At 75.0% G+C, this 16779-nt stretch carries 13 protein-coding genes; 7 read left to right on the top strand and 6 right to left on the bottom strand.

What is annotated here, in order from left to right:
- Positions 1–2: 2 nt before the first annotated feature.
- Genes ACLIN4_RS12315 through ACLIN4_RS12340 form a run of 6 tightly spaced genes read left to right on the top strand, consistent with a single transcriptional unit; the run spans position 3 to position 6841 of the window.
- Positions 3–1373: an O-antigen ligase family protein gene (locus tag ACLIN4_RS12315; protein ID WP_290013894.1), complete on the top strand. Its 1371-nt coding sequence runs from the start codon at positions 3–5 to the stop codon at positions 1371–1373.
- Entirely contained in the window at positions 1370–3061 is a 1692-nt protein-coding gene (murJ, locus tag ACLIN4_RS12320; protein WP_373429045.1) for a murein biosynthesis integral membrane protein MurJ, read from the top strand. Before ACLIN4_RS12315 ends, murJ begins: the two co-directional genes overlap by 4 nt.
- Positions 3062–3116: 55 nt before the next feature.
- On the top strand, positions 3117–3806 hold the full coding sequence (locus ACLIN4_RS12325; RefSeq protein WP_107479680.1) for a polysaccharide deacetylase family protein: 690 nt from the start codon (positions 3117–3119) through the stop codon (positions 3804–3806).
- A gap of 1 nt (position 3807) precedes the next feature.
- On the top strand, positions 3808–4968 hold the full coding sequence (locus ACLIN4_RS12330) for a glycosyltransferase (protein WP_307652803.1): 1161 nt from the start codon (positions 3808–3810) through the stop codon (positions 4966–4968).
- On the top strand, positions 4965–5684 hold the full coding sequence (locus ACLIN4_RS12335) for a lipopolysaccharide biosynthesis protein (RefSeq protein WP_289903157.1): 720 nt from the start codon (positions 4965–4967) through the stop codon (positions 5682–5684). Before ACLIN4_RS12330 ends, ACLIN4_RS12335 begins: the two co-directional genes overlap by 4 nt.
- On the top strand, positions 5681–6841 hold the full coding sequence (locus ACLIN4_RS12340; RefSeq protein ID WP_373429044.1) for a GNAT family N-acetyltransferase: 1161 nt from the start codon (positions 5681–5683) through the stop codon (positions 6839–6841). The genes ACLIN4_RS12335 and ACLIN4_RS12340 overlap by 4 nt, the downstream gene beginning before the upstream one ends.
- A gap of 22 nt (positions 6842–6863) precedes the next feature.
- Here the strand turns inward: ACLIN4_RS12340 and ACLIN4_RS12345 are convergent, their stop codons facing one another.
- Positions 6864–8087 (bottom strand): glycoside hydrolase family 26 protein, encoded by a 1224-nt coding sequence (locus ACLIN4_RS12345; protein WP_289903156.1) that lies wholly within the window; start codon positions 8085–8087, stop codon positions 6864–6866.
- Positions 8088–8229: 142 nt separating this feature from the next.
- Between ACLIN4_RS12345 and ACLIN4_RS12350 the strand changes: the two genes are divergently transcribed.
- Positions 8230–9564 carry an ATP-grasp domain-containing protein gene (locus tag ACLIN4_RS12350; protein WP_290013897.1) on the top strand — a complete coding sequence of 445 codons (1335 nt, stop codon included), beginning with the start codon at positions 8230–8232 and terminating at the stop codon, positions 9562–9564.
- Positions 9565–9772: 208 nt separating this feature from the next.
- Here the strand turns inward: ACLIN4_RS12350 and ACLIN4_RS12355 are convergent, their stop codons facing one another.
- The 5 genes from ACLIN4_RS12355 to ACLIN4_RS12375 form a co-directional block, all read right to left on the bottom strand.
- Positions 9773–10567 carry a chaplin gene (locus ACLIN4_RS12355; protein WP_411575776.1) on the bottom strand — a complete coding sequence of 265 codons (795 nt, stop codon included), beginning with the start codon at positions 10565–10567 and terminating at the stop codon, positions 9773–9775.
- 139 nt (positions 10568–10706) lie between these two features.
- A complete protein-coding gene (locus ACLIN4_RS12360; RefSeq protein ID WP_100045932.1) occupies positions 10707–10934 on the bottom strand; it encodes a chaplin in 228 nt (75 codons plus the stop codon).
- A gap of 220 nt (positions 10935–11154) precedes the next feature.
- A complete protein-coding gene (locus ACLIN4_RS12365; protein ID WP_411575777.1) occupies positions 11155–13080 on the bottom strand; it encodes an AMP-dependent synthetase/ligase in 1926 nt (641 codons plus the stop codon).
- Positions 13081–13196: 116 nt separating this feature from the next.
- Positions 13197–14078, bottom strand: a complete 882-nt coding sequence (locus ACLIN4_RS12370; protein WP_289903152.1) for an ABC transporter permease — start codon at positions 14076–14078, stop codon at positions 13197–13199.
- The gene (locus tag ACLIN4_RS12375) at positions 14075–16726 is read right to left on the bottom strand and encodes an alpha/beta fold hydrolase (protein WP_411575778.1); all 2652 of its coding nucleotides are present in this window, start codon (positions 16724–16726) and stop codon (positions 14075–14077) included. Before ACLIN4_RS12375 ends, ACLIN4_RS12370 begins: the two co-directional genes overlap by 4 nt.
- Positions 16727–16779 lie beyond the last annotated feature (53 nt).

The following is a 16779-nucleotide window of genomic DNA, read 5'->3' on the forward strand; positions in this document are numbered from 1 at the left end:
CGGTGAGCCACGCCCTGCCCCTGGGGTCCGCGACGGGCCCGCGGCGGCTGCCGCCCGTGCTGGCCGTGGCCCTGGTCGTCGCGCTGCTCGCCCTGCCGGTCGCACCGGACGGCGGGGGCGGCGCCCATCCGGCCGACGCGGTCTCCGCGCTGGTGGTGCTGTACTGCGCCCTGCGCCTGGTACGGGACCGGCGGCGCCCCCTGTCCCGTACGGCGGCCTCGGTACTGGGGCTGCCCGTGCTCGGGCTCGCCGTCGCCGCCGTGGGCGCGGCGTCACCGGGGGCCGGGCTCGTCGGGTTCGGCCGCTACCTCCAGGTCTTCGTCCTCGTCCCCGCCGCCGTACTGCTGCTGATCCGCGGCCGGGACGACGTGCGGCTGCTCGCCTGGTCGATGGTGGGGCTGGCGGCGTGGCAGGGCGCGGTCGGCGTCCACCAGTACGTCACCGGGACCGGCGCCTCCTACCAGGGCGAGCAGATCCGGGCCGTGGGCACCTTCGGGGCGCAGGACGTGATGGGCATGGCCACCGTGGTCTCCCTGGGGCTGGTCTGCGCCGTCGGGCTGGCGCTGGGACGGACGCCGGTCCGCCACCGGCTGCTCGCCGCCGGGTGCGCGCTCGCCCTGCTGCTGCCGCTCGCCCTGTCCTTCAGCCGCGGGGCGTGGATCGCCACGGCCGTGACGTGCGCGGTGCAGCTGCTGCTCGCCGGGGTGCGCAGGGCGCTGACGGTGGGGGTGGCCGCGGTCGCGGCGGGGGTGGTGCTCGTGGGCGGGTTCGGGATCGGCACGGCGATGCTGGAGGAGCGGGTCGGCAGCATCACGCAGGTCACCGACGCTCCCGACCAGTCCGTCACCGACCGCTACACGATGTGGGCGGCGGCGGTCGGCATGTGGCGCGAGCAGCCGCTGACCGGGGTGGGCCTGAAGGGCTTCCCCGAGCACCTGGACACCCACGCCTCGCTGGCGCTGTCCTCGGGCAGCGACACCGACGGGGCCGGCGCCGGGTACCGCAAGCAGCCGTTGCTCTCCCCGCACAACATGTACCTGCTGGTGCTGGCCGAGCAGGGGCTGATCGGGCTTGTCGCGCTCACGGCGAGCTGGCTGGCGCTGCTCCTGCTGGGGCTGCGCGGGCTGAGGGCGGCACGGCGCTCCCAGCGGGACGGACCGGACGGCCTGGACTGCGCGCTGGTCGCCTGCGGGCTGCTGGTGTGGCAGCTGACCGACTTCGCCTACGCCGACATCGGCGGGCCGTCGACCGTGCTGACGGCGGTGTCCTTCGGGCTGGCGGCGTGGTGGGCGCTCGGGGCCGGGGCCCGTTCCCGGTCAGTGCCCGGGGCTGTCGCCGGGTCCGGGTCCGGTACGGAGGTACCGGCGCGGTGAAGGGGACCCCGCTCCGTGCGGCGGACGAGGCGTCCGTCCCGTCGGCCCGGACCGCCGCGCCGGACGCGGACCGGGCGACGCCGGCCGCGGGCCGGTCCTCCGGGCGCTTCCTCGCGCGTGCCGCCCTGCTCACGGCGGTGCTGTCGGTGGCCGGGTCGGTGCTCGGGCTGGCCCGGGACCAGGCGCTGGCCCGGCTGTTCGGGGCCGGCGGCGAGACGGACGCCTTCCTGGTGGCGTGGACGGTGCCGGAGTTCGCGGCGACGCTGCTGATCGAGGACGGGCTGGCCTTCGCGCTGGTCCCCATGTTCAGCCTGGCCCTGGCCCGCCGCGCCCAGGGCGCCCCCGGTGACCCGGTCCGCGCGCTGGTCGCGTCGACCCTGCCCCGGCTGGCGCCGGCCTTCGTCGCGGTCGGCGCGCTGGTCGTCGTCTGCGCGCCCCAGCTGGTCGGGGCGATGGCTCCGGGGCTGCCCGAGCACGCCCTCGCCGTGGACTGCACCCGCCTCACCGCCACCTGCGTCGTGAGCTTCGGGCTGGCCGGGTACTGCAGCGCCGCCCTGCGGGCGCACCGCCGGTTCCTGGCGCCCGCGGCGATCTACGTGGTCTACAACACCGGCATCATCACCGCGATGTTCGTGCTCGGCGGGCGCTGGGGGGTGCGCTCGGCGGCGGCCGGGGTGGCGGCGGGCGGCGTCCTGATGGTGGCGGCGCAGCTGCCGTCGCTGCTGCGTCAGCTGCGCCGCCGGAACGACGACGGCGAGGTGCGACCGGTCCCGGACGACCGGGCACGTCCCCTCGCCCTCGCCCTGTTCACCACCGTCCTGCTCTTCGCGCTGTGCCGGCAGTCCCAGGTCCTCATCGAGCGCTTCCTGGCCTCCGGGCTCCCCTCCGGGGCCATCTCGCACCTGAACTACGCGCAGAAGGTCGCCCAGATCCCGATGACGCTGTCGCTGATGCTGTGCACGGTCACGTTCCCGGTGGTGGCCCGGGCGATGGCCGACGGCGACACCGAACGGGCCCGCGACCGCGTCGAACGGGACGTGGCGCTGGCGGCCTGCTTGGTGCTGCTGGGCGCGGCCACGGTGGTCGCCTGCGCGCCGCAGATCATCGAACTGCTCCTCCAGCGCGGCGCCTTCACGGCGGCCGACACGGCGGCGACGGCGAGCGTCATGCGCGTGTACGCCCTCGGGCTGCTCGGCCAGACCGTGGTGGGGGCGCTGGCCCGCTCCTACTTCTCGGCGGGCCGCGCCAGCTGGTACCCGCTCGGCGCGATGGCCGTCGGCATCGCCGCCACCGCCGGCATCGGCGCGTACGCGGTCGGCCCGTGGGCCGTGACCGGCATCGCCGCCGCGAACGCCGCCGGCATCACCGTGACCGCCGCCGTGCTGCTCGCCGGGATGGGCCCGCGCAGCGTCCCGGTCCGCGTCCGGCGCGTCCTGGGCGACCTGGGCAGACCGGTGACGGCGGCGACCGCGGCGAGTGTCGCGGGCGCGCTGGTCGCGGGCCGGTTCGCCGTCCCCGCCGTCTCCCTCGCCGCCGGTTCGGCGGTCGTCGTCGGCGTATACGTCCTGCTCGGCCGGGTCCTGCGCGTTCAAGGCATCGCGCCGGCCCTCGATTCCGTCCGCTCCGTCACACGAAGGCTCATTCATGGCCGCTTCGGCTTCAGCTCCCGCTCCCGCAGGCCCCGTTGACACCCGCGCGCGCACCGGCACACGCGCGCGCCCCCGCGTCGTCCCCTGGGTGGCGATGTACCACTCCGTCGGTGACTGCTCCGACGACCCGTACCGCATCACGGTCACGCCCGACCGGCTGGACGCGCAGCTCGCCTGGCTGCGGCGGCGCGGGCTGCGCGGTGTGCCGGTCGGCGAGCTGCTGGCCGCCCGGGCCCGCGGCGGGGGCCGGGACATGGTGGGGCTGACCTTCGACGACGGGTACGCCGACTTCGTCGAGCACGCGCTGCCCCGTCTGCGCCGCTGGGGCTGCGGGGCCACCCTCTTCGTACTGCCGGGCCGGCTCGGCGGCGACAACGCCTGGGACCCGCTGGGCCCGCGCAAGCCGCTGCTGACCGCCGACGGCATCCGGCACGCCGCCGCCGAGGGCGTCGAGATCGGCTCGCACGGTCTCACCCACGTCGACCTGACCGAGGCGGACGACACCGTGCTGAAGGCCGAGACCGCCGGGAGCAGGGCGCTGCTCGAGGAGTTGACCGGCGCTCCGGTGACCGGCTTCTGCTACCCGTACGGCACGGTCGACGCCCGTGCCGCCGACGCCGTGCGCGCCGCCGGCTACGCCTACGCGTGCGCCATCGACCCCGGCCCGCTGACCGGCCGGTACGCCCTTCCCCGCGTGCACGTGGGGCAGCGCGACGGGGCCGTGCGACTTCTGCTGAAGACCCGGCTGCACCGGCTGCGCCGCCGAGCCGCGGCGGGGGTCTGAGATGAAGGCCCTGCACATCATCACCGGCCTCGGTGTGGGCGGCGCCGAGCAGCAACTGCGGCTGCTGCTGCGCCACCTCCCCGTCGACTGCGACGTCGTGACGCTCACCAACCCGGGCACGGTCGCCGACGGGCTGCGGGCCGACGGCGTCGAGGTCGTCCACCTCGGCATGGCCGGCAACCGCGACCTGGCCGCGCTGCCCCGCCTGACCCGGCTGATCCGCACCGGCGGCTACGACCTCGTGCACACCCACCTCTACCGAGCCTGCCTCTACGGCCGCCTCGCCGCCCGCCTGGCCGGCGTCCGCGCGGTCGTCGCCACCGAACACTCCCTCGGCGACTCGCAGATGGAGGGCCGCCCGCTCACCCCGGGCGTCCGCGCCCTGTACCTGGCCGGGGAGCGGCTGGGCAGCGCCACGGTCGCCGTCTCCCCCACCGTCGCCGACCGGCTGCGGCGCTGGGGCGTGCCCGCGCCCCGCATCGAGGTCGTCCCCAACGGCGTCGACCTGGCCCGTTTCCGTTTCGACCCCGTCGCCCGTCTGCGCACCCGGCGCCGCCTCGGTCTGCCGGAGGGCGCGTACGTCGTGGGCGGCGTCGGCCGGCTGACCGAGGGCAAGCGGTTCGACGTGCTGGTCCGCGCCCTGGCCCGGCTGCCGGACGACTGCTGGCTGCTGCTGGTCGGGGGCGGCCCCGAGGAGCACGTCCTGCGCCGCACCGCGCACCGGGCCGGCGTCGCCGACCGTGTCCTGCTCACCGGCGAACGCCCCTGCGCCACCGACGGCTCCACCGGTCCCGACCTGCCCTCGCTCGCCTCCGCGATGGACGTGCTCGCCTCGCCGTCGCCGGAGGAGGCCTTCGGCCTGGCGGCCGTGGAAGGCCTCGCGTCCGGGCTGCCGGTGCTGTACGCGTCCTGCCCGGCGATCGAGGACCTGCCCCCGGGCGCCGCGCCCCGGGCCCGGCGCGTCACGGGCGGCGACGAGGAGTTCGCCCGCGCCCTCGCCGAGGCCCGCGCGTCCGCCGGTCCGGGCCCCGGCCCGCGCACCGCGCCCGAGGCCGCCCGCCACTACTGCGTCACCCGCAGCGCCGCCCGGCTGCTGGACGTGTACGCGGCCGCCCTCACCCACCCGTTGTCCCCGGCACCCCAGGGAGTGAGTTCCGCATGACCGAGCCCCTCACCCGCCCCTCGGCCGACCCGGCGGCCACGGTCCGCGCCGAGCGGCCCGCCCGCCCCGGCCGTGCCCGCGCCGCCCTGCGCCGCGTCCGGGCCCGGACCCGTACCCTCCCGCGCTGGTCCGCGCTCGCGGCCGGCGCCCTCGCCGGCGGACTGCTCGGCGCGGGCTACGGCCTGGTCGTCACCCCCCAGTACACGGCCACCGGTTACGTCGTCGCCGTGCCCACCGACAAATCCGACCCGGCCTCCGCGCTGGGCTTCGCCCAGGCCTACGGCCGGGTCGCCACGCAGCTCGCGGTGCTCGGGGACGCGCAGATGTGGGCGGGCGTACCGGTGGCGACGCTGGAGGAGAGCGTCCGCACGGCGACCTCGCCGGACGCGCCGATGGTCTCGGTGACGGCCACCTCCTCCCGCCCGGACCGGGCCGCCGACATGGCCAACGCGGTCTCCCGCGCGCTGACCCGGCACGCGGCGGACTCCGTCGACGACACGCACGTCGAGCTGCGCACGTTCGCGCGCGCCACCGAGCCCACCGAGGCGTCCTCGGCCTCGCCCGCGGTGACGGGGCTGGTGGGCGCGAGCGCGGGCGGTCTGCTCGGCGGGCTGGCGCTGCTGGTCCGGCCGCGGCGCGCCGCGCGGGAGGCCGAGCGCACGGCGGCGGCCGTACCCGGGCCCGCCCCGGCGTCCGACGTCCGCGGACAGCTGTGACGTCCCCGGCAGCGCACCCGGGTGCGGTCGCGGCCCCGCGCCCGACGACGTACCGGACCGAGACGGTCACCGACGAGCGCGGCTTCGCCGAACTGGCGGCGGACTGGGGGCGGCTGTACCGGCGGTGCGCCGCGGCGACCCCGTTCCAGAGCCACGCCTGGCTGCACTCCTGGTGGCGGACGTACGGCCGGCGCGGCCGGCTTCGGCTGCTGCTGGCCCGCGACGGCCGCGAACTGGTGGCCGCCGCGCCGCTGATGCGCGTGGCGAGTCCGGTGCCGGCGCTGGTGACGCTCGGCGGGGCGATCTCCGACTACGGGGACGTCCTGCTGGACGACGAACGCGGTCCGGAGGCGGTGGCCGCGCTCACCGAGGGCCTGTCGGCGGCGGCGCGCACCGCGCTGATCGACCTGCGCGAGGTACGGCCGGGCGCCGCCGCCGAACGGGTCTACGACCGCTGGCGCGGCCCCCGGCACCGGGTGCCCGACTCGCTCTGCCTGGAGCTGCCCGCCGCCCCGATGGACGGGCTGGTCGCCCGGCTGCCGACGGCCAAGGCGCAGCAGCGGGTGCGTGCCAAGCTGCGCAGGCTGGACGCGCTCGGGGTCAAGAGCCGGACCGTCCTCCCGGACGAGGTGGACGCGGCGCTGCGCCGGCTGCTGGAGCTGCACCGGTTGCAGTGGCAGGGGCGGAAGGTGACCGGCGAGCACCTGCGCACCCGGTTCCGCGACCACCTGGTGCGAGCCGTGGGACCGATGGTGCGTTCCGGGGACGCGGTGGTCACCGAGTTCCGGATGGACGACGAGGTGGTGGCCGTGGACGTGACGCTGCTGTCGCGGCGGCTGGCGGGCGGCTACCTGTACGGCGCCCATCCCGGGCTGCGGGAGCGGAAGGCGGACGTGGCGGTGATGCTGCTGGACGCGTGCGCGGAGCACGCCCGGGCACCGGAGCGCGGCACGCTGAGCCTGCTGCGGGGCAACGAGCCCTACAAGCACCACTGGCGTCCGGAGCCGGTGCACAACCAGCGGCTGCTGCTGGCCCGCCGCCGCACGGCCCCGCTGCTCGCGGCGGCCCTGTGCGACGTCGCCGTGCGCCGGCGGGCCAAGGAGCTGCGGCGCCACGGGCAGGAGCGGAAGGAGTCCGGCGGTGGCGGCAGGACCTGACCGGCCCCGCCGCCGAGGGCCGCTACTCGTCGCGCGAGAACCAGTCGAGGCGCATGCAGAGCTTCCCGCCGAGCCAGTACTCGACCCAGTCGCCGAGCTCCAGCGGCGTGCAGTCGGCCGAGGGCCGGGGCGCGGTGGGCGGCACCGGGGGCACGGGCGGTTCGGCGGGCACGGGCGGCACCGGGGGCGTGGGGGCCGGCTGGTCGGTGCGTCCGAAGAGCACCGACCGGTAGACAGCGCTGGCGCGAGGGTTGTCGTCGCACTGCCACACGCCGTGCGGGCAGTAGTCGGTGATCGTGTTGTAGACGGGTTCGTGCTCGTCCATCCAGGCGAGCATGCGCCGCATGTACTCGGGATTGTCGCCGTTGCGGAAGAGGCCCCATTCGGGATAGGACACGGGCTTCTTGTGGGCCTTGGCGAACTCCACGTGGTCCTGGAGTCCGTACGGCTCCTTCACCTGTTCGTCGAACGTCATCCCGCGCGGCTGGTCGTACGAGTCCATGCCGATGATGTCGACCGTGTCGTCTCCCGGGTAGCACCGCGTCCAGGGGACGGCGTCCCGGCCGCGGCTCGGGGTGAAGTCGAACCGGAACTTCTGGCCCGGCACCGCGCGCATCGTGGTGACGATCCTGTTCCAGTACGTCTTCCAGGCCTCCGGGTCCGGCCCGCAGCGGTGGCTGTACGTGACGCCGTTCATCTCCCAGCCGAGCACGACGACCGTGTCCGGCACCTTCAGTTCCACCAGCCGTTCGGCGAGGGCCCTGAAGTGGTGGTCGAAGCGTCCGGCGGCGCCCTGGCGCAGGAGTCCCCGTACCTCGTCGTCGTCGAGGCCCTCCTCGTTGCGCTCCATCATGGGCACGTTGAGGACCAGCATCCGGTCGGGGTCGGCGGTGCGCCAGTCCGCCCACGCCTCGAGGAAGTCGGGGGCGCCCTCGATGTTGCTCCAGCGGTCGCCGGGCAGATACGTGTGGCCGACGCGCAGTTCGGCGTCGCCCAGCCAGTCGCTGAGCTCCGCCATCCGGGCCACGCCGCGCGGGCCGTAGTCCAGGTACGCGCCGAACGCGGGGCCGGAGCGAGCGACGGCTTCCGACGGAGCGCCGGGGGCGGGCGGGGGCGCCGGGGGCGAGGGCGGCCCGCCGACCGCGACAGGTGGACCGGCGGCCAGGAGCGCCACCGTCGCGATCGCGGCCGCCGCGACGCATGCCGTCCGCCTCCCGGGCCGGGTCCGTGACTGCCGTACGACCATGCCGGCCTCTTTCCTCTTTCCTCGCCGATCAGCTACCGACACTCAGTCATATGAAATGCCATCACGCCACCGCCGCTACGGCTTTCGAGTGCGTTGATCGCCCGCTCCGGTGACCCCGACCGAATTCGAAGGAAGTATCCCCGTGTCGCTTTTCGACACCCGCGTTCCCGCCGTACTGCTGCGGATCGACCGGAATCCCTTTCACCACGGAACGCTGGGCGCCGTGCGTTCACTCGGCCGCGCGGGGGTGGACGTGCACGTGGTCGCCGACTGCGACCGGAGCCCCGTCCGCGCCTCCCGCTACCTGAGCGGGCTGCACACTCCCCCGCCGCCCGGCGCGTCCACCGCCGACATCGTGGGCGTCCTGCGCCGTGTCGCCGCGCGGATCGCACGTCCCGCCGTACTGGTCCCGATGGACGACGCGAGTGCCCTCGCGGTGGGGCGGACGCGGCTGGAGCTGTCGCCCTGGTACCTGCTGCCCGACCTGCCCGCGACGCTGCCCGAACGCGTGGCCGACAAGGCTGAACTGGTCGGTGTGTGCGCGTCGTTGGACATTCCGCACCCCGAGACCCTGGTCCCGGACGGTCCGGTCGAGGCCGCCCGTGCCGCCTCGCTGCTGGGGCTGCCGTTGGTGGCGAAGTGGAGCCGGCCCTGGCTGGTGCCCCAGGGCGGCGGACTGCGCAGCACGGTGCTGGTGCGCTCGGCGCGGGAGGCCGGTGAGCTGTACCGGCGGGCCGAGGAGGCGGGCAGCCGGCTGCTGCTCCAGGCGTTCCTGCCGCCGGGGCCGGACCGCGACTGGTTCTTCCACGGGTACGCCGACCGCTTCGGCACGGTCCGGGCCGGCGGTCCCGGCCGTAAGACGCTGGCCCGGCCGCGTGGTGCCGGTCTGACCGCGGTCGGCCGCTGGACGCCGAACCCGCAGGTGCAGGCGCTCGCCGAGCGGATCGCCGGGGAGCTCGGCTACCGGGGCGTCTTCGACCTCGACTTCCGTCGCTGCGGTACGACGGGCCGCTACCACCTGCTCGACTTCAACCCGCGTCCCGGCGCCCAGTTCCGGCTCTTCACCGACACGGCCGGGCTGGACGTCGTACGCGCGCTGCACCTGGACCTGACCGGCCGTCCGTTGCCGGAGGGGGCGCCGCGGCCGGGGCGGGCGTTCGTGGTGGAGAACTACGCGCCGCTGAGCCTGCTGCGTCCGGCCCCCGACGGTCGTGAGCTGGCCTGGCACGCCGCGGACGACCGGGCCCCCGGCCGGGCCCTGTGGACCCTGTGGGGCAGGCATGTGACCACCCGGCTGCTGCACCGCCTGCACGGTCTGCCCCGTCTGCGCCGTCTGCGCCGGGGGGACGGTGGGCCGGGCTCCGGCGGGCCGGTCCGGGCCCGTGTGGTCCGCCAGGCGACCGCTCCCGCCGACGACCGTGCCGGCTGCTCCGACCGCTCCGACCGCCCGGACGACGAGAAGGCGGGCAGCCGCTGACGGGGGCGCCCGGCGAGGACCGGTCGCGGGCAGGGCGCCGTGCCGTCCCGGGGTGGGCACGGCGCCCGTCGGGAGGCGGTGGGGCTGCCCGGCGCGGAGCCCGCGCCGGGCGGCCCGGCACCGTCCCGTCCACCGGCGCCGGGCAACACGACGCCCCCGGCGGGCCGTGGAAGGCCGGCCGGGGGCGATGATGCGGGCTGGAGCCCGGTCAGTGGCGGGAGGCGGCCCGGCCTCGGCGGTACAGGATCGCACCGCCCGCGACCAGCGCGGCGGCGGCGGCCGCGGAACCCAGCATGACCTCGTTGCCGGTCTCCGCGAGCACGGGCGGACGCTCCGTTTCCGGGGTCGGCGGGGTCTTCTCCTCCTCGGCGGGCGGCGGGGTCTTCTCCTCCTCGGCCGGCGGCGGAGGCTTCTCCTCCTCGGCGGGCGGCGGAGGCTTCTCCTCGTCGGTGGGCGGAGTGACCGGAGGCTTCTCCTCCTCCTCGCCGTAGCCGCCCGGGGTCTTCTCCTGCTCGCAGGAGTTGCCGTAGGCGGGGTTGAACGCGCCGACCGCGTCGACGGTGTTGCCGCAGAGGTTCACCGGTACGTCGACCGGGACCTGGACGACGTTGCCGGAGCCGACGCCGGGCGAGCCCTTGGCCACAGCGCTCGCCGAGGCACCGGACGGGACCTCGATGTCCTCGCCGTATCCGCCGTCCTGGTCCGAGCCGTGGCCCGAGCGGTCGTCGCCGTGGGATCCGGAGTCGTCGGCGTGCTCGTCCGAGCCGTTCACGCACTCGTTGCCGGCGGCCTGGTTGAAGGCGCCGACCGCGTCGACGGTGTTGCCGCAGACGTTCACCGGCACGTTGACCGGGGCCTGAACGGCGTTGCCCGACCCGACGCCGGGCGAGCCCTTGGCGACGGCGTCCGCGGACGAGTCGGCAAGGGCGGGGCTGCCGCACAGGGACAGGATGCCCGTCGCGGCGGCAGCCGCGACCATCCCCCTGCTCAAGGTCTGTCGCACTCTGGTTGTCTTCCTACTTGAAGAGATGACTGAAGGATGAGCCGCACAACGGCCGCGGAAAAGGAGGAAAGCCGGCCCCGGACCAGATGAGCTGGCCAGAGCCGGCCGTGACGCGGCCGGTCGGCTGGTCGGAACGGCCTCAGTCGTTCACGCACGTGTTGTCGGCGGCCTCGTTCAGCAGGCCGCCGATGTTGACGCTGTTGCCGCACACGTTCACGGGAATGTGCACGGGCACCTGGACGACGTTGCCGGACAGGACCCCCGGGGAACCGATCGCGGCGGCTTCGGCGCCCGAGTCGGCGAAAGCCGGGGCGGCCATGCCGAGGGCCATGAACGCGCCGGCGACGACTGCAGCGCTCTTCTTCATGAAATCTTCCCTTCCTTGCGGTCATGCCTGAATGACGGCAGAAACCGCGCGAGCACAGCATTGACGGCTCGCACCATGACCTGCAGCCTGCCAACGAGGAATTGGCGAGCGGAGAAACGACGAAATGAGAAGAGCGGAGGAATTCACTCGAATGCCTCACGGCGTGATGAGACCGTGAATGCCGGGTGGCGGGGCGGGTCGTGGGCCGCCGCGCCCCCGGTCACCGGTCCGGCGTGTAGAGCGCCTCGATCTCGTGCGCGTACGCCGCCACCGCCGCCTGCCGCTTGACCTTCAGGGACGGGGTGAGCAGCCCGTTCTCCTCGGTGAACTCGCCCTCGACGATGCGGAAGGCGCGGATCGACTCGGCGCGGGAGACGGCCGCGTTGGCGTGGTCGACGGCCGCCTGGACGTCGGCGCGCATCCGCTCGTCCCGCACGAGCTCGGACATCGGGGTGTCGGCGGGCAGTTTCCGGACCGCCAGCCAGTGGGCGACGGCGTCCGGGTCGAGGGTGACCAGGGCGGCGACGAACGGACGGTTGTCGCCGACGACGAGGCACTGGGCGACGGGCGGGCGACTGCGCAGGCGGTCCTCCAGGACGGCCGGGGAGACGTTCTTGCCGCCGGAGGTGACCAGGAGGTCCTTCTTGCGGCCGGTGATGGTGAGGTAGCCGTCGTCGTCCAGGGAGCCGAGGTCGCCGGTGGCGAACCAGCCGTCGGTGAGGACGGCGTCGGTGGCCCCGGGGTCGCCCCGGTAGGCGCCGAAGACGATGCCGCCCTTGACCAGCACCTCGCCGTCGTCGGCGATGCGCACGGCCGTGCCGGGGATCGGCGGCCCGACGGTGCCGGGGCGGGGGCCGAGCGGCGGGACGATGGTGGCGGCGGCGGTGGTCTCGGTGAGGCCCCAGCCCTCGTAGATCATGATTCCGGCGGCGTAGAAGAACAGGTTGAGGTCGCGTTCGAGCGGGGAGCCGCCGCTGATGGCGTAGCGCATCCGGCCGCCGAGTTCGGCCCGGACCCGGCGGTAGACCAGCAGGTCGTACAGGGCCCAGCCGGCCCACAGGGCGGGACCGGGGCCCTTGCCGCGGCCGAGGAAGCGCTCCAGGTGGGCGGCGCCGAAGCGGACGGCGAGGCGGTGGGCGCGTTCGAAGGAGGCGCCGCGGCCGATCTTCTCGGCGGTGGCGCGTCCGGTGTCGTGGATCTTCTCGAAGAGGTACGGGACGCCGACCAGGAAGGTCGGGCGGAACTCCTTGAGCACCGGGCGGAGTTCGTCGGGCTTGATGCTCGGGAAGTGGCCGAGCTCGATGCGGGCCAGCAGGCAGGCGATCTGGATGGTGCGGCCGAGGATGTGGGCGAGCGGCAGGAAGAGGAGGGTCGACGCGGTCTGGCCGGTGACCTCCTTGAAGATCGGGTGCAGCAGCTCGACCGTGTTGGCGGCCTCGGCGTGCAGGTTGGCGTGGGTGAGGACGCAGCCCTTGGGGCGGCCGGTGGTGCCGGAGGTGTAGCAGACGGTCGCCACCGTGTCCGGGGTCAGGGCGGTGCGGCGCTTGGTGACCTCCTCGTCGCTCACGCCCAGGCCGAGTGCGGTGAGGTCGGCGAGGGCGCCGGAGTCGAGTTCCCAGGCGCGCGGGTGCTGGTCGTGACCGGCCGTGCCCGCCACGACGGTCGCGGTGTGGGCCGCGGTCTCGGTGACGACGTGGCGGGCGCCGGAGTCGCGGACGATCCACTCAACCTGGTCGGCGGAGGAGGTGGCGTACACGGGCACGGTCTGACCGCCGGCCGTCCAGATCGCGAAGTCCAGGACCGTCCACTCGTAGCGGGTGCGGGACATGACGGCGACCCGGCCGCCGGGTTCGAGGCCGGCGGCGATCAGGCCCTTGGCCACGGCGGTCACCTCGCGGGCGAACTGCGCCGCGGTGACGGGCTGCCAGGCGCCGTTCACCTGGCGGCGCAGGACCACCGCGTCGGGGGCCTCGGCCGCGTTGGTGAACGGGATGTCGGCGGTGCTGCCCGTGGTGGGCCGGGACGCCAGGGGCGCGGTGCGGGCCTCGCGGACAGTGCCGTCCGCGTCCCTGACGGTCTCGGTCCGTGCGCGGGAGACCAGGTCGCCGCGCTGCCTCGCCCGTTTCAGGTCCCTGCGTACGCCCATGACGGCTCCCGGTCGCGGTCGGACTGACGTGCTGTCCTACGTACTGCTCCTGCTTACTCCTGAGTAAACTTACTTGTGCGTAAGAAGCAGTCAACCCCCGGGGACGGCCAGCCCCACTAGGACACGATGTCCTTGCGGGCGAACCCGCGGAAGGCCAGGGCGAACAGCACGAGTGCGTACGTCAGCGAGAGCGACGTGCCCTGGATCAGGCGGGTCCAGTCCAGCTCGGGACGGACCGTGTCGAGCCAGGCGTACTGCCAGTGCGCGGGCAGGAACTCGCGCCAGCCGCCGAGGGCGGTCACCTCGTCCAGGACGTTGCCGATGATGGTCAGGCCGACCGCGCCGCCGACCGCGCCGAGCGGAGCGTCCGTCTTGGTGGACAGCCAGAACGCCAGCGCAGCGGTGACCAGTTGCGAGACGAAGACGTACGCCACCGTGATCGCCAGGCGCTCGGCCGCGGTGCCGGTGGGCAGGCTGCCGCCGGTGGGCAGCTCCAGCGGCCCCCAGCCGTAGGCGGCCGTGCCGACGGCCAGCGCGGTCAGCGGCAGCAGGACGATCGCGGCCAGACTGAGGGTGAGGGCGACGACCAGCTTGGACCAGAGCAGGCGGGCACGGGGCACCGGCGCCGCCAGCAGATAGCGCAGGGAGGACCAGCCGGCCTCCGAGGCGACCGTGTCCCCGAAGAACAGGGCGACGGGCACGACGAGGAGGAAGCCCGCGGAGGCGAACAGGTTCACCGCGGCGAAGTTGGCCCCCGACGCGGTGGCCGAGTCCATCAGGCTGATCTGGCCGTTCGCCCCGCCCGGCTCGCCGCCGATCCGGAAGGCGACGAGCAGCACGAACGGCAGGGCGAACAGGATGCCGCCCATCACGAGCGTGCGCCGCCGCTTCAGCTGGCGGACCAGCTCCACCCGCACGGGCAGCGTGCGGCCCGCGCGGTAGCCCTCGGCGACCTCCCGGGGGCCGGCGGGCGCGGCGCGTTCGACCTGCGTGCTCATGCCGGGTCTCCGATCAGGGTGAGGAAGGCGTCCTCGAGGCGCCGGTGGGGGCCCACCGACTCCACGGGCACGTCCAGGCGGACGAGTTCGGCGATCAGGTCCCGGGCGGTTCCGCCGGGTCCGAGGCGGACCAGCAGGCCGCCGTCGGTCGCCGCCGCCGAGGCCACGCCCGGCAGGGCGGCCACCTTCTCGGCCAGGGGCGTGTCCACCGCCGCGAAGGTGCCCACCAGCAGCGTGTCCCCGGAGCCGACGATCTCGCCGACCGGGCCCGCCTGGACGAGCCGCCCGCGGTCCATGACCACCAGGTGGGTGCAGCTCTGCTCGACCTCGGACAGCAGGTGGCTGGAGACGATCACCGTGCGGCCGGCCGCCGCGTAGCGGATCATCACCTCGCGCATCTCGCGGATCTGCGGCGGGTCCAGGCCGTTGGTCGGCTCGTCCAGGATCAGCAGGTCGGGCAGGCCCAGCATGGCCTGGGCGATGGCCAGGCGCTGGCGCATGCCCTGGGAGTAGGTGCGCACCGCGCGGGCGAGCGCGTCGCCGAGCCCGGCGATCTCCAGGGCCTCGTCCAGGTGGGCGTCCTCGGGCGGGCGGCCGGTGGCCCGCCAGTACAGCTCCAGGTTCTCCCTGCCGGACAGGTGCGGCAGGAAGCCCGCGCCCTCGACGAACGCGCCGACGCGGGAGAGCACCGGGGCGCCCGGCGCGATGGCGTGACCGAACACGCGGATCTCACCGTCGTCCGGCGTGATCAGGCCCATGAGCATGCGCAGGGTCGTCGTCTTGCCCGCGCCGTTCGGCCCGAGCAGGCCGAGCACCTGGCCCTGCTCCACGCGGAAGGACAGGTCCCGGACGGCGAACCGGTCGCCGGACTTGCCGTACCGCTTGGTCAGACCGGTGATCTGGAGCGGGACACCGGCCAGCGCGGGGTCGGGCGGCGGCGCGGTGGTGCGGCGGCGGGCGGTCAGCAGCAGGGCCGCGGCCACCGCGGCGCCCGCGAGGGGCGCCCACCAGACCCAGGCGGGCAGCCCCGCCACCTGGCCGGTGTCGCCGAGGCCCGTCGGGACGGCCAGATCGCCCTTCAGGGAGACGGTGTACGTGGCGGGGGCGGCCGGGGATGCGTAGCCGAGGTCGGTGGAGGACAGGACCAGGCGCAGGCGGTGGCCGCGCTCCACCTCGTGGTCGATCGCGGGCAGGGTCAGCTTCACGTCCCTGCCGTCACCGATGTCGTCCACCCGGACGGGCGTGACCAGTTGGGAGGGGAGGACCGGCTGGGTGCCGCCCGGCCCGACGTCGTACACCTTGGCGAAGAGCACGGCTTCGTCCTTGGTGGACTCCACGTGCACGGTGGCGGTCGGCGAGCCGGTGATCCGGACGTCCTCCTCCAGGGGTGCCGACTCGAAGGCGGCGTGCTGGCCGGGGAAGTCGAGGGAGACGCCGATACCGAGGGAGGAGAGCTGGGAGAGTCCGCCGGAGCCGCCGATGCCGGGGAGGGCGGAGACGGCGGGCGGGCTCGCGCCGGGCGGGTTGTCGAAGGACTGCTCGCGGCCGCGCAGTTCGATCGCGCGCGGCTCGCCGGCCAGACCGGGGTAGGAGTCGGCGCTCACGCCCTCCAGGCGGGGTTCGCCGTCGCCGCTGCCGGTGCCCAGGGTGCGGGTGACGCGGAAGGCGGGGCCGGTGCCGGCCGACTCGTCGTCCTTCAGATAGCGGTCGAACCACGCCCCGACGCGGGCCTGGACGCGGTCCGTCTCCATGTCACCGCCGTCGTGCCCGCCCGCGATCCAGTCGACGGCCACCGGGGCGCCGTTGTCGCCGATCGCCTCGGCGGCCAGGTCGGCCTGGTCCAGCGGGAAGAGGGAGTCGGTCTGGCCCTGGACCAGCAACGTCGGTACGTCGATGCGGTCGGCGACGGCCTGCGGGCTGCGTTCGTCGAGGAGAGCCGTGGCCCGCGCGTCCGGCGTCCCGGACTCGGCGACCCGCTCGTACATCCGGCACAGCTCGTCCTCGAACCGCTCGCAGCCACCGCCCAGGTTGACGAAGATGCCCGCCCACAGCTTCTTGAAGACGCCGTTCGGGAAGAGGGCGTCCGAGAGGTTCCAGTACGTGACGGCCGGGGCGATCGCGTCGACCCGGTGGTCGTGCCCGGCGGCCAGCAGCGCGACCGCGCCGCCGTAGGAGCCGCCGGCCACGCCCACGCGCGGGTCGCCCCGCTCGTCCAGCCGCACCTCGGGCCGCTGCGCCAGCCAGTCGATCAGCCGGGAGACGTCGGCGACCTCGCCGTCCGGGGCGTTCAGCCCGATCTTCCCGGTGGACTCGCCGAAGCCGCGCGCCGACCAGGTCAGGACCGCGTACCCGTCGCGGGCGAGGTCCTCCGCCTGGTCCCGTACGTCGGCCTTGCTGCCGCCGAAGCCGTGCGCGAGAAGTACGGCCGGGCGGCGGCCGTCGGAGCCCGCCGTGAAGTACGAGGTGTCCAGGCGCACCCCGTCGCCCACGGCCACGACCCGGTCCGAGCGGTGCACCGGGGGCGGGTCGTCACCGGCGACGGCCGTCCAGGTCCCGGCGCCGGCGAGCACGACGACGGCGGCCCCGGCGGCGAGCATCCGCCGCGGGCCCCGTAGCAGCCCTCGCACGCGGGGCAGTCGAAGATCCATGTGTCAACGGTACGGGCCGCCGCCGACATCGGGGGCAGCCCCGGGGCCGAACC

The sequence above is a fragment of the Streptomyces mutabilis genome (assembly GCF_046628145.1).
Lineage (GTDB): Bacteria > Actinomycetota > Actinomycetes > Streptomycetales > Streptomycetaceae > Streptomyces > Streptomyces mutabilis.